Source organism: Streptomyces sp. NPDC004647, assembly GCF_040609575.1.
Lineage (GTDB): Bacteria > Actinomycetota > Actinomycetes > Streptomycetales > Streptomycetaceae > Streptomyces.
Window position 1 is genome coordinate 200,514 of record NZ_JBEXKU010000003.1, and the last position, 12,766, is coordinate 213,279.

The following is a 12,766-nucleotide window of genomic DNA, read 5'->3' on the forward strand; positions in this document are numbered from 1 at the left end:
ACCGCCGGAGGTGACCGGTGATCGCACTCTCGCTCGCCGAGATCGTCGCCATCGTCTCCGGGGAGCCGCACGACATACCGGACCTCAGCCGCCGGGTCACCGGACCCGTAGTGATCGACTCCAGGGAGGTGCGGCCCGACAGCCTGTTCGCCGCCTTCCAGGGTGAGCATGCCGACGGCCACGACTTCGCGCAGCGCGCCGTCGAGGCGGGCGCGGCAGCCGTACTGGCCGCCCGCCCCGTGGGCGTCCCCGCGATCGTCGTGGACGATGTGGAGGCCGCTCTCGGAGCCCTCGCCCGCGCCGTCGTCGAACGCCTCGGCACCACCGTCGTCGCCCTCACCGGCTCAGCGGGCAAGACCAGCACCAAGGACCTCATCGCCCAGCTGCTGGAGCGTCGCGGCCCCACCGTCTGGCCGCCCGGCTCCTTCAACAACGAGATCGGCCTGCCGCTCACCGCGCTGCGCGCCGACACCGGTACCCGGCACCTCGTCCTGGAGATGGGCGCCCGGGGCGTCGGCCACATCCGCTATCTCGCCGAGCTCACCCCGCCCGGCATCGGCGTGGTGCTCAACGTCGGCACCGCACACATCGGAGAGTTCGGCGGCCGTGAGCAGATCGCCGAGGCCAAGGGGGAGTTGGTCGAGGTGCTGCCCCCGGCGGACGAGGGCGGTATCGCCGTACTCAACGCCGATGACCCGCTGGTACGGGCCATGTCGGCCCGTACCAAGGCCCGTACGGTGCTCTTCGGCGAGTCCGCGGACGCCGACATCCGTGCCGAGGAGGTCAGCCTCAACGAGGCCGGACAACCCTGCTTCACCCTTCGAACACCCACCGGGTGCAGCGCCGTGACCATGCGGCTGTACGGTGAGCACCACGTGTCGAACGCGCTCGCCGCGGCCGCCGTCGCCCATGAGTTGGGCATGCCCGTCGACGAGATCGCCCTGGCGCTCTCCGAAGCGGGACAGCTCTCCCGCTGGCGGATGGAGGTCACCGAGCGCTCGGACGGCGTGACGGTCGTCAACGACGCCTACAACGCGAACCCCGACTCCATGCGAGCCGCGCTGAGAGCGCTCGTCGCCATGGGAGGAGCCTCACGGGCTGAAGGGGGCCGCACGTGGGCGGTGCTCGGTCTGATGGCCGAGCTCGGGACGGAGTCGCTCGCCGAGCACGACGCGATCGGACGGCTCGCCGTCCGGCTCAACGTCAGCAAGCTCGTGGCGGTCGGGGGCCGAGAGGCGGCCTGGCTCGACATGGGCGCCAAGAACGAGGGTTCGTGGGGTGAGGAGTCGGTGCACGTGTCCGACGCGCGGGCGGCGATCGACCTGTTGCGCAGAGAACTGCGCCCGGGAGACGTCGTGCTGGTGAAGGCATCCAGGGCGGTGGGCCTCGAGCGGATCGCGATGGAGCTGCTCGACAGCGCGGGCGAGGGTGAGGTCGCCGGCCGATGAGGCAGATCCTCTTCTCCGGAGTCATCGGGCTCTTTCTGACCCTGGTCGGCACACCGCTGCTGATCAAACTGCTGGCCCGCAAGGGCTACGGACAGTTCATCCGCGACGACGGCCCGCGGGACCACCACAGCAAGCGCGGTACGCCCACCATGGGTGGTATCGCCTTCATCCTGGCGACGCTGATCGCGTACGTGCTCACCAAGGTCATCACCGGCAGCGACCCGACGTTCTCCGGCGTCCTGGTGCTGTTCCTGATGGCGGGGATGGGCCTGGTCGGCTTCCTCGACGACTACATCAAGATCGTCAAGCAGCGCAGCCTCGGCCTGCGCGCCAAGGCGAAGATGGCCGGCCAGTTCATCGTCGGTATCGCCTTCGCGATCCTGTCGCTCAACTTCGCCGACTCGCGCGGCCAGACCCCGGCCAACGACAAGCTGTCCTTCACCCAGGACTTCGGCTGGTCCTTCGGCCCGGTGATCTTCGCGATCTGGGCGCTGTTCATGATCCTCGCGATGTCGAACGGCGTGAACCTCACCGACGGCCTCGACGGCCTCGCCACCGGCGCCTCCGTGATGGTCTTCGGCGCGTACACCTTCATCGGCGTCTGGCAGTACCAGGAGTCCTGCGCCAACGCGCAGACCCTGACCAATCCGGGAGCGTGCTTCGAGGTCCGCGATCCGCTCGATCTGGCCGTCGTCGCCTCCGCCCTGATGGGCGCCTGCTTCGGCTTCCTGTGGTGGAACACCTCGCCCGCCAAGATCTTCATGGGCGACACCGGCTCGCTGGCCCTCGGCGGCGCGCTCGCGGGCCTGGCGATCTGCTCCCGTACGGAACTGCTGCTCGCCCTGCTCGGCGGACTCTTCGTACTCATCACCATGTCCGTGGTGATCCAGGTCGGCTCCTTCCGGCTCACCGGAAAACGGGTCTTCCGCATGGCACCGCTCCAGCATCACTTCGAACTCAAGGGCTGGACCGAAGTGCTGGTTGTGGTCCGATTCTGGATCATTCAAGGTATGTGCGTGATCGTGGGCCTCGGCCTCTTCTACGCGGGCTGGGCGGCCGACAAGTGACCAGGCAGGACATGGTGGCACCTCCCAGCGGTAGCTGGGGGAGGATCACCGTCGCCGGCCTCGGCGTGAGCGGCGTCAGCGCCGCCCGCGCCCTGGCCGGGCTCGGCGCGTCCGTCACCGTCGTGGACGGCGGCGACGGCGAGCGGCAGCGTGAGACGGCGGCGCAGCTGGAGAAGGACGGCATCACCGTACGGCTCGGCGACGGGACCACTCTGCCCGCCGGCACCGAGCTGGTCGTCACCTCCCCCGGCTGGAAGCCGGACAGCCCGCTCTTCGCCGCAGCGGCGGAGGCGGGCGTCGACGTGGTCGGCGACGTGGAGATCGCGTGGCGGCTCAGGGGCCCCGACGCGGCCCCCTGGCTCGCCGTGACCGGCACCAACGGCAAGACCACCACCGTGCAGATGCTCGCCTCGATCCTGGACGCCGCGGGGCTGCGCACCGCGGCGGTCGGGAACATCGGCACCCCGATCATCGACATCGTGCTGTCCGGGGAGCCCTACGACGTCCTCGCCGTCGAGCTCTCCAGCTACCAGCTGCACTGGGCGCCGAGCGTACGGGCCCACTCGGCCACCGTGCTCAACCTCGCCCCCGACCACCTCGACTGGCACGGTTCCATGCAGGCGTACGCCGCCGACAAGGGGCGCATCTACCAAGGGAATCGGGTCGCCTGCGTCTACAACGCCGCCGACCCCGCCACCGAGGAACTGGTCCGCGCGGCCGATGTCGAGGAGGGCTGCCGCGCCATCGGCTTCACCCTCGGTACTCCCGGCCCCTCCCAACTCGGGGTCGTGGAAGGCATTCTCGTCGACCGCGCCTTCGTCGAGGACCGGCAGCGCAACGCCCAGGAGCTGGCCGAGGTCTCCGACGTACGCCCGGCGGCCCCGCACAACATCGCCAACGCCCTCGCGGCGGCGGCCCTGGCCCGCGCCTTCGGCGTACAGCCCGCGGCCGTACGCGACGGGCTGCGTGCCTTCCGCCCCGACGCGCACCGCATCGCGCACGTCGCGGACGTCGACGGCGTCGCGTACGTAGACGACTCCAAGGCCACCAACACCCACGCCACCGAGGCATCCCTCGCCTCCTTCGAGCACATCGTGTGGATCGCGGGCGGCCTCGCCAAGGGCGCCACCTTCGACGCCCTCGTCGCCGGCTCGGCGAAGCGACTGCGCGGCGCCGTCCTCATCGGTGCGGACCGGGCCCTGATCCGAGAAGCGCTGGCGCGACACGCGCCGGAAATTCCGGTCGTGGATCTGGAGCGGACCGACACTGGGGCGATGGCCGCCGCGGTCCGCGAGGCGGCGCGGCTCGCCCGGCCGGGAGACACCGTACTGCTGGCCCCGGCCTGCGCCTCGATGGACATGTTCGTCAACTACGGCAAGCGCGGAGAGGCCTTCGCCGAGGCCGTGGCCGGCCTCGGGGCCGCCGGCGGGGGACAGGAACAGTAGCCGGGCCCGTCCCCCCGTGCCGAGAAACGATCCGGCGCACACACCACAGGAGGGGACATGACGGCCCGGACGGCGAGACCACCGGCAGCGCTGCGCCCCAAGAAGCGCGGCGCCCCGGCACCCAAGCGCGCACGCCGCACTCCGCTGAGCGGGCTGCGGCAGCTGCACGGCAGGGCACGGCGAGCCTGGGACCGCCCGCTGACCGCGTACTACGTGATCCTCGGCGGGAGCCTGCTGCTCACCGTGCTCGGCCTGGTGATGGTGTACTCGGCCTCGATGATCCAGGCCCTGCAGTCCGGGCTGGCCCCCACGTACTTCTTCCGCAAACAGCTGGTCGCGGCCGTCATCGGCGGCGGCCTGCTGCTGCTCGCGTCGCGGATGCCGGTCCGGACGCACCGGATGCTCGCGTACCCGCTGCTGGCCGTCTCCGTCTTCCTGATGGCCCTGGTCCAGGTGCCGGGGGTGGGGCACATGGTCAACGGCAACCAGAACTGGCTCCAGCTCGGCGGCCCGTTCCAGCTCCAGCCCAGCGAATTCGGCAAACTCGCCCTCGTCCTGTGGGGTGCCGATCTGCTCGCCCGCAAGCAGGACAAGCGGCTGCTGACCCAGTGGAAGCATCTGCTCGTCCCGCTGGTCCCGGCCGCCTTCATGCTGCTCGGACTGATCATGCTCGGCGGTGACATGGGCACCTCGATCATCCTCACCGCGATCCTCTTCGGCCTGCTGTGGCTGGCCGGGGCTCCCACCCGGCTCTTCGCGGGGGTGCTCGGGTTCGCCGGTCTGATCGGCTTCCTCCTGATCAGGACCAGCGAGAACCGGATGGCCCGGCTCGGCTGCATCGGCGCCACCGAGCCGGGCGAGGGCGACCGCTGCTGGCAGGCGGTGCACGGAATCTATGCCCTGGCCAACGGCGGCTGGTTCGGTTCCGGACTCGGTGCGAGCGTGGAGAAATGGGGCGAACTCCCGGAACCGCACACCGACTTCATCTTCGCCGTGACGGGGGAGGAACTCGGTCTGGCGGGGACGCTGTCGGTGCTCGCCCTCTTCGCGGCTCTAGGCTATGCGGGTATCCGCGTGGCCGGACGCACGGAGGACCCCTTCGTGAGGTATGCCGCGGGAGGTGTGACCACCTGGATCACGGCGCAGGCCGTGGTCAACATGGGTGCGGTGCTCGGCCTGCTGCCGATCGCCGGTGTCCCTCTCCCGCTGTTCTCCTACGGGGGTTCCGCCCTGCTGCCCACCATGTTCGCCGTCGGGCTCCTGATCGCCTTCGCACGAGCGGAGCCCGGTGCACGGGCGGCTTTGGCCATGCGGCAGCCTGCTATAAGAAAAAAGCTGGCTGGGGTGAGACGGAAGACGATGAGGCGGCGCGCCAGGAGGCGGCCGTCCGGAGAGCGGTGAATTTCGGTGCATGTTGTACTCGCCGGTGGGGGGACCGCCGGCCACATCGAGCCCGCGCTCGCCCTCGCGGACGCCCTGCGCAGGCAGGACCCGACCGTAGGAATCACGGCCCTCGGCACGGAGCGCGGACTCGAGACCCGGCTCGTACCCGAGCGGGGCTACGAACTGGGGCTGATCCCGGCCGTTCCGCTGCCGCGCAAGCCCACACCGGAGCTGATCACCGTCCCGGGGCGGCTGCGCGGCACGATCAAGGCCGCCGAGCAGATCCTGGAGCGCACCAAGGCCGACTGCGTGGTCGGATTCGGCGGCTACGTCGCCCTGCCCGGCTATCTGGCGGCCAAGCGGCTCGGAGTGCCGATCATCGTCCATGAGGCCAACGCCCGCCCGGGCCTGGCCAACAAGATCGGCTCCCGGTACGCCGCGAGCGTCGCGGTGAGCACACCGGACAGCAAGCTGCGGGGCGCCCGCTACATCGGCATCCCGCTGCGCCGCTCCATCGCCACCCTCGACCGCGCCGCGGTCCGCCCGGAGGCGCGTGCCGCCTTCGGACTCGACCCCAATCTGCCGACGCTGCTGGTCTCCGGCGGCTCGCAGGGCGCACGCCGGCTGAACGAGGTCGTGCAGACGGTCGCCCCGCTGCTCCAGCGCTCCGGCATCCAGATCCTGCACGCGGTCGGCCCGAAGAACGAAATGCCGCACGTGGACAACATGCCGGGTATGCCGCCGTACATCCCGGTACCGTATGTGGACCGGATGGACCTCGCGTACGCCGCGGCCGACATGATGCTCTGCCGCGCGGGCGCGATGACCGTCGCCGAACTGTCCGCCGTCGGCCTCCCGGCCGCGTACGTACCGCTGCCGATCGGCAACGGAGAGCAGCGGCTCAACGCGCAGCCGGTGGTCAAGGCGGGCGGCGGTCTGCTGGTCGACGACGCCGAGCTGACCCCCGAGTGGGTCCAGGGGCAGGTGCTCCCGGTGCTCGCCGATCCGCACCGGCTGTACGAGATGTCCCGCGCGGCCGCGGAGTTCGGACGCCGGGACGCCGACGAGCTGCTGGTCGGCATGGTGTATGAGGCGATTGCCGCACGCCACCAGGCGTGAGGCCGTGCCGGCCCGGGGGTTGACCTCTCCCAGCTGACGCTGGGGGTGCCCCAGGGCCCCAAGCCGGAAGGAGCCCGGGGAGCGTGGCCGGACCGACGACCGCCCAGCGTGGCGCAGAGAAGTCAGCGCCCTCCGGCCCGCCCCCGGCCGCGCCACGCGTGCGCATCCGACTCCCGCGGCCACGCCGCCCCCGCCGCCGTACCGTGGTCGTCGCGCTGATCGCCACGGCGCTGCTCGGCGGGGCGGCCGGATGGGCGCTCTACGGCTCGCAGTGGTTCCGGGTGGAGCGGGTGACGGCGAGCGGGACGCGGGTGCTCACGCCCCACCAGGTGGCCGGCAGGGCGGATGTGCCACTGAAGGCCCCGCTGGCTTCCGTCGACACGGAGGCGGTCGCCGCGCGGCTCCGCGCGGAACTGCCGCGGATCGCCTCGGTCGATGTCGTACGGTCCTGGCCGAACGGAATCGATCTGAAAGTGACCGAGAGAACCCCGGAAGTGCTACTGGAAACGGACGGAAAGTTCGTTGAAGTGGACGCGGGCGGGGTGCGGTTCGCGAGGGTCGAGCAGCGACCCAAGGGTGTTCCGCTGCTGAAATCGGAAGCCGGACAGTCGCCGGGTTCGCGGCGCTTCGGTGCGGGCCGGTTGCAGCGGGAGGCGGTTCGCGTGGCCGCCGGGCTCCCCGGGACGATCCAGCGGGACACCCGGGTGATCCGGGTCCGTTCATATGACTCCATCACGCTTGAGCTGACGGGTGGTCGGACCGTGGTGTGGGGGAGCAGCGAACAGGGGGACGTCAAGGCGCAGGCACTTCTCGCACTGATGAAAATCGCGCGGGGTGCCCGGCACTTCGATGTGAGTGCCCCCACCGCCCCTGCGATGAAGGGGAGTTGACGCGCCGAGCAACGGGCCAGCACCCTGGTTGGCTAGTGCTGTGCGTGATCACATAGGGTGAAAAGAAAAACGGGAGGTTCGGCGTGTTCGTTGAACGCGCAGCACGTGTCGACTTAGTGTCTCGTTCGAAGAGTCCAAGGACAGGACAAACTGGTAACCCTAAACTTGACCGTTAGGGTTCGGGTCGGCGTTCAGGCCGCCCCACAATCGGCATCAGTCCGCGCACCGCGACAACCGCGGGACGCCGGACACGTAACTCGAGGCGAGAGGCCTTCGACGTGGCAGCACCGCAGAACTACCTCGCAGTCATCAAGGTCGTCGGCATCGGCGGCGGTGGCGTCAACGCCATCAACCGGATGATCGAGGTCGGTCTCAAGGGCGTCGAGTTCATCGCGATCAACACCGATGCACAGGCCCTGCTGATGAGCGACGCCGACGTCAAACTCGACGTCGGCCGCGAACTCACCCGCGGCCTCGGCGCCGGCGCCAATCCCGATGTCGGCCGCAAGGCGGCTGAGGACCACCGCGAGGAGATCGAGGAGGTCCTCAAGGGGGCCGACATGGTCTTCGTCACCGCGGGTGAGGGCGGCGGCACCGGCACGGGTGGCGCGCCGGTCGTCGCCAACATCGCACGCACGCTGGGGGCCTTGACCATCGGCGTGGTCACCCGTCCGTTCACCTTCGAGGGCCGTCGCCGCGCCAATCAGGCCGAGGACGGTATCGCCGGCCTGCGCGACGAGGTCGACACCCTCATCGTGATCCCGAACGACCGGCTGCTGTCCATCTCGGACCGCCAGGTGAGCGTGCTCGACGCGTTCAAGTCAGCGGACCAGGTGCTGCTCTCCGGTGTCCAGGGCATCACCGATCTCATCACCACGCCCGGCCTGATCAATCTCGACTTCGCCGACGTCAAGTCCGTGATGTCCGAGGCCGGGTCGGCGCTCATGGGCATCGGCTCGGCACGCGGCGACGACCGCGCGGTGGCCGCAGCCGAGATGGCCATCTCCTCGCCGCTGCTGGAGGCATCCATTGATGGAGCGCGCGGCGTCCTCCTCTCCATCTCCGGAGGCTCGGACCTCGGCCTTTTCGAGATCAACGAGGCCGCACAGCTGGTCAGCGAGGCCGCCCACCCCGAGGCGAACATCATCTTCGGCGCGGTGATCGATGACGCGCTCGGCGACGAGGTACGGGTCACCGTCATCGCGGCGGGCTTCGACGGCGGGCAGCCGCCGTCCAAGAACCGCGACAAGGTCCTCGGCTCGACCGGCGGCAGCCGCGAGGAGTCCTACCCCGGCTCGGGCCGCCCCGCCTCCGACACCGGCGGCCGCTCGTCCTTCGGCGGCCTCGGAGCCGTCGCTCCGCGTGACGAGGAGGAGGAGCGCAGGGAAGCGGCCCCGGCCGGTGAGGTCCCCGCTGCACCGGCCACTCCGCCGCAGGTGCCCCCGGCCCGTCCGTACCAGGACAGCCAGGCCGAGGAGCTGGACGTCCCCGACTTCCTGAAATAAGCACAGCCCGCAGTGATACTTCACAAGGAATCAGCGAGCGGCGCCCACTTCGCCTTCACCAACCGGTGGGGCGGGGTGAGCGCCGCTCCGTACGAGCAGCTCAATCTCGGCGGCTCGGTCGGCGACGAACCCGATGCCGTACGGACCAACCGCGGGCTCGCGGCGGAGTCGCTGGGCCTGGACCCGGCGCTGGTCGTCTGGATGAACCAGGTGCACGGCCGGGATGTGGCCGTGGTCGACGGCCCCTGGGGCGATGGAGACATCCCGGCGGTGGACGCCGTGGCGACGACCCGCCCCGGTCTCGCCCTGGCCGTTCTCACCGCCGACTGCACTCCCGTCCTGCTGGCCGACCCGGTCGAGGGCGTCATCGCCGCCGCGCACGCCGGGCGCCCCGGCCTGGTGGCCGGCGTCGTACCGGCGGTGGTCGAGTCGATGATCTCGCTGGGCGCCGAGACCTCCAGGATCGTCGCGCGCACCGGCCCCTCGGTCTGCGGCCGCTGCTACGAGGTGCCGGAGGAGATGCGGGCCGATGTGGCGCGGACGGTCCCGGAGGCGTGGTCGACCACGAGCTGGGGCACCCCGGCTCTGGACATCACCGCGGGTGTACGCGCGCAACTTGCCCGGCTTGGCGTGCAGATGCGGGAGAATTCTCACATCTGCACCCTGGAGTCGGCGGACCACTTCTCGTACCGCCGCGACCGTACGACCGGTCGGCTAGCCGGCTATGTCTGGCTGGGGACGGATAGGACATGACGGACCGCAAGGCTCAACTGGCAGAGAATCTGGCGCGGGTGGAGGAACGTATCTCCGCCGCCTGTGCCGCGGCGGGCCGGAAGCGGGAGGAGGTGACCCTGATCGTGGTCACCAAGACTTATCCCGCGAGCGACGTCCGGCTGCTCGCCGAACTCGGGGTGCGGCATGTCGCGGAGAACCGGGACCAGGACGCGGCGCCGAAGGCGGCCGAGTGCGCCGATCTTCCGCTCAGCTGGCACTTCGTAGGGCAACTTCAGACCAACAAGGTCCGTTCCGTGGCAAGTTACGCCGATCTGGTGCAATCCGTCGACCGGTCGAAGCTGGTGGGCGCGCTCTCCACCGCGGCGGTGCGCGCCGGGCGCACGTTGGGGTGTTTGATCCAAGTCGCCCTGGATGCCGAGTCGGGAGAGACCGGGGGAAGGGGCGGCGTCGCGCCGGACGGAGCGCCGGCGCTCGCCGACGCCATCGCCGGAGCCGAAGGGCTGTGGCTGGGCGGGCTGATGACGGTCGCACCGCTCGCCGGGCCGTACGCGGGGCGGCAGCGGGCGGCATTCGAGCGGGTCATGGAAATCTCAACCGGCCTGCGCTCGCAGCATCCTGCTGCGAACATGGTGTCAGCAGGGATGAGCTCGGACCTTGAGGACGCGGTAGCGGCAGGAGCGACACATGTGCGCGTCGGCACCGCGGTACTCGGCGTCAGACCCAGGCTCCGGTAACGTCGCGAAGCAAGTCGGACCACAGCAGAAAATATGGTCATTTCCGCCGAAAGGCGGACGGGCCGAGTGGATCCAGGGCGCCGTTGACGGAGCCGATCCACCACAGAGCGGAGGACGCAGAGAATGGCCGGCGCGATGCGCAAGATGGCGGTCTACCTCGGCCTCGTGGAGGACGATGGGTACGACGGCAGGGGATTTGACCCCGATGACGAGTTCGAGCCGGAGCCGGAGCCCGATCGGGCTCGCCGGCAGCACCAGCCACATCAGTCCGAACGGTCACATCAGGACGAATCGGTACGAGTCGTGCATCCGCCCGTGCAGCGCGGGCCCGTTGCGCTCGCCGCCGAAAGCGGACGTTCCGGCTCCCTCTTCCCCGAAGGGGGGCGAGGGGGGAGAATCGCCCCCGTGGCATCCATCACACCTGAACGCCAGAATCTGGAGAAGAACGCACCGGTGATCATGCCCAAAGTTGTGTCCGAGCGTGAGCCCTACCGCATCACGACGCTGCACCCCCGGACGTACAACGAAGCCCGTACCATCGGGGAACACTTCCGTGAGGGCACTCCGGTGATCATGAATCTGACGGAGATGGACGACACCGATGCGAAGCGACTTGTCGACTTCGCGGCTGGTCTGGTCTTCGGTCTGCACGGCAGTATTGAACGAGTGACGCAGAAGGTGTTCCTGTTGTCGCCTGCTAACGTCGATGTCACGGCGGAGGACAAGGCCCGCATCGCAGAGGGCGGGTTCTTCAACCAGAGCTGAGACGCAACACCGGTCACCGTGGCCAACAGGCCCGGCACGAGAAGGGGAGAAGGCACCGCGAGATGGACATCGCACTCCAGGTGATCTACATCGCGCTGTACTGCTTCCTTATTGTGCTGATTTTCCGTTTGGTCATGGACTACGTCTTCCAGTTCGCCCGCTCATGGCAACCCGGCAAGGCGATGGTGGTCGTTCTTGAGGCCACTTACACTGTCACTGATCCGCCACTCAAGCTTCTGCGGCGGTTCATTCCGCCGCTGCGTCTCGGGGGCGTGGCGCTAGACCTGTCCTTCTTCGTACTGATGATCATCGTCTACATCCTGATCTCCGTCGTGAGGCAGCTGTGAACGATACGGTCTTGCCGATATGCCGACGACTACGTTGAGGTGAAGAGATGCCGTTGACCCCCGAGGACGTTCGGAACAAGCAGTTCACGACCGTCCGCCTCCGAGAAGGCTATGACGAGGACGAGGTCGATGCCTTCCTCGATGAGGTCGAAGGTGAACTGACCCGTCTGCTCCGGGAGAACGAGGACCTGCGCGCCAAGCTGGCCGCGGCGACCCGTGCTGCCGCGCAGAACCAGCAGCAGGGAATGCGCAAGCCGCCGGAGCAGCAGGACCGGCCCGGCGCACCTGTGCCCGCTGCCATATCCGGACCGCAGCCGGTGCCGCCGCAGCAGCAGATGGGTCCGCCCCAGCTGCCCGGTGGAGCACCTCAGCTGCCTGCAGGTCCCGGTGGCCACGGCCCGCAGGGCCCGCACGGTCCCGGTCCCATGGGCCAGGGCGGCCCCATGGGTGGTCCGATGGGTGGCCCGATGGGCCCCGGCGGACCGCAGCTGCCGCAGCCGGGCCAGGGCCCGGGTGGCGACAGTGCCGCCCGCGTGCTTTCGCTTGCCCAGCAGACCGCGGACCAGGCGATCGCGGAGGCCCGTTCCGAGGCCAACAAGATCGTCGGTGAGGCGCGCAGCCGTGCCGAGGGTCTGGAGCGGGACGCCCGTTCCAAGGCGGATGCGCTGGAGCGGGATGCGCAGGAGAAGCACCGCGTTGCGATGGGCTCGCTGGAGTCCGCCCGCGCCACGCTGGAGCGCAAGGTCGAGGACCTGCGCGGCTTCGAGCGCGAGTACCGCACGCGACTGAAGTCGTACCTGGAGAGCCAGCTGCGCCAGCTGGAGAACCAGGCCGACGACTCGCTCGCTCCGCCGCGTACCCCGGCGGCGGCTTCGCTGCCGCCGTCCCCGTCGATGGCGGGTGCCGGTGCCGGTGCGATGGGCCACACCATGGGCGGCAACCAGTCCATGGGCGGTCACGGAGGCCACAGTGGGCATGGCGGCCACGGCGGCCACGACCCGCGCGGCGGGGCTCCGTCGTACGGCGGCCAGCAGCAGATGTCCCCGGCGATGACTCAGCCGATGGCACCGGTGCGGCCGCAGGGCCCGCAGCCGATGCAGCAGGCGCCGTCACCGATGCGGGGCTTCCTGATCGACGAGGACGACAACTGACGCGGGCGCGCTAGCGCTGGGCGCTGAGCCGTCGGCAGATCAAGGGCCGGGCCCCGGGACACATGTCCCCGGGCCCCGCCCCGAGTGTACGCGGCGTGACGAAGGGCGTGGTTTGCCCGCCCGGGAGGACCGGCCCCGGTGGCCCCGGCCGAACGGGAGAGCGGGCTGTAGGGGACG

12 protein-coding genes are annotated in these 12,766 nt (G+C 69.8%); all 12 read left to right on the forward strand.

Annotation, left to right across the window (positions count from 1 at the left end; all coding sequences use genetic code 11):
- Positions 1 to 17: 17 nt before the first annotated feature.
- The 12 genes from murF to ABZW18_RS02785 all read left to right on the forward strand — a co-directional run bounded on the left by murF (position 18) and on the right by ABZW18_RS02785 (position 12,589).
- The gene (gene murF / locus ABZW18_RS02730) at positions 18 to 1,448 is read left to right on the forward strand and encodes a UDP-N-acetylmuramoyl-tripeptide--D-alanyl-D-alanine ligase (protein ID WP_356181037.1); all 1,431 of its coding nucleotides are present in this window, start codon (positions 18 to 20) and stop codon (positions 1,446 to 1,448) included.
- Positions 1,445 to 2,515 (forward strand): phospho-N-acetylmuramoyl-pentapeptide-transferase, encoded by a 1,071-nt coding sequence (mraY, locus tag ABZW18_RS02735; protein ID WP_356181040.1) that lies wholly within the window; start codon positions 1,445 to 1,447, stop codon positions 2,513 to 2,515. Before murF ends, mraY begins: the two co-directional genes overlap by 4 nt.
- Before the next feature lie 11 nt (positions 2,516 to 2,526).
- Positions 2,527 to 3,960, forward strand: coding sequence for a UDP-N-acetylmuramoyl-L-alanine--D-glutamate ligase (gene murD, locus ABZW18_RS02740; protein WP_356181092.1), 1,434 nt, complete (start codon positions 2,527 to 2,529; stop codon positions 3,958 to 3,960).
- Positions 3,961 to 4,017: 57 nt separating this feature from the next.
- Entirely contained in the window at positions 4,018 to 5,361 is a 1,344-nt protein-coding gene (gene ftsW, locus ABZW18_RS02745; protein ID WP_356181043.1) for a putative lipid II flippase FtsW, read from the forward strand.
- Positions 5,362 to 5,367: 6 nt separating this feature from the next.
- Positions 5,368 to 6,462, forward strand: a complete 1,095-nt coding sequence (gene murG, locus ABZW18_RS02750) for an undecaprenyldiphospho-muramoylpentapeptide beta-N-acetylglucosaminyltransferase (RefSeq protein ID WP_356181046.1) — start codon at positions 5,368 to 5,370, stop codon at positions 6,460 to 6,462.
- 83 nt (positions 6,463 to 6,545) lie between these two features.
- Positions 6,546 to 7,352, forward strand: a complete 807-nt coding sequence (locus ABZW18_RS02755) for an FtsQ-type POTRA domain-containing protein (RefSeq protein WP_356181048.1) — start codon at positions 6,546 to 6,548, stop codon at positions 7,350 to 7,352.
- Between the two features lie 278 nt (positions 7,353 to 7,630).
- On the forward strand, positions 7,631 to 8,857 hold the full coding sequence (gene ftsZ / locus ABZW18_RS02760) for a cell division protein FtsZ (RefSeq protein ID WP_356181051.1): 1,227 nt from the start codon (positions 7,631 to 7,633) through the stop codon (positions 8,855 to 8,857).
- A gap of 12 nt (positions 8,858 to 8,869) precedes the next feature.
- Complete coding sequence (gene pgeF, locus ABZW18_RS02765) at positions 8,870 to 9,610, forward strand: peptidoglycan editing factor PgeF (RefSeq protein ID WP_356181054.1); 741 nt, start codon at positions 8,870 to 8,872, stop codon at positions 9,608 to 9,610.
- Positions 9,607 to 10,326 (forward strand): YggS family pyridoxal phosphate-dependent enzyme, encoded by a 720-nt coding sequence (locus tag ABZW18_RS02770; RefSeq protein ID WP_356181057.1) that lies wholly within the window; start codon positions 9,607 to 9,609, stop codon positions 10,324 to 10,326. The genes pgeF and ABZW18_RS02770 overlap by 4 nt, the downstream gene beginning before the upstream one ends.
- A 123-nt stretch (positions 10,327 to 10,449) precedes the next feature.
- The gene (gene sepF / locus ABZW18_RS02775; protein WP_356181061.1) at positions 10,450 to 11,091 is read left to right on the forward strand and encodes a cell division protein SepF; all 642 of its coding nucleotides are present in this window, start codon (positions 10,450 to 10,452) and stop codon (positions 11,089 to 11,091) included.
- Between the two features lie 62 nt (positions 11,092 to 11,153).
- Positions 11,154 to 11,438 carry a YggT family protein gene (locus ABZW18_RS02780; RefSeq protein WP_356181064.1) on the forward strand — a complete coding sequence of 95 codons (285 nt, stop codon included), beginning with the start codon at positions 11,154 to 11,156 and terminating at the stop codon, positions 11,436 to 11,438.
- Between the two features lie 47 nt (positions 11,439 to 11,485).
- Positions 11,486 to 12,589, forward strand: a complete 1,104-nt coding sequence (locus ABZW18_RS02785) for a DivIVA domain-containing protein (protein ID WP_356181066.1) — start codon at positions 11,486 to 11,488, stop codon at positions 12,587 to 12,589.
- The last annotated feature ends 177 nt before the right edge of the window (positions 12,590 to 12,766 follow it).

Coding starts and splice junctions, on each gene's coding strand:
- murD (WP_356181092.1), top strand. CDS start 2,527: ATGGTGGCACCTCCCAGCGGTAGCTGGGGGAGGATCACCGTCGCCGGC.
- mraY (WP_356181040.1), top strand. CDS start 1,445: ATGAGGCAGATCCTCTTCTCCGGAGTCATCGGGCTCTTTCTGACCCTG.
- ABZW18_RS02780 (WP_356181064.1), top strand. CDS start 11,154: ATGGACATCGCACTCCAGGTGATCTACATCGCGCTGTACTGCTTCCTT.
- ftsW (WP_356181043.1), top strand. CDS start 4,018: ATGACGGCCCGGACGGCGAGACCACCGGCAGCGCTGCGCCCCAAGAAG.
- ABZW18_RS02785 (WP_356181066.1), top strand. CDS start 11,486: ATGCCGTTGACCCCCGAGGACGTTCGGAACAAGCAGTTCACGACCGTC.
- sepF (WP_356181061.1), top strand. CDS start 10,450: ATGGCCGGCGCGATGCGCAAGATGGCGGTCTACCTCGGCCTCGTGGAG.
- ABZW18_RS02770 (WP_356181057.1), top strand. CDS start 9,607: ATGACGGACCGCAAGGCTCAACTGGCAGAGAATCTGGCGCGGGTGGAG.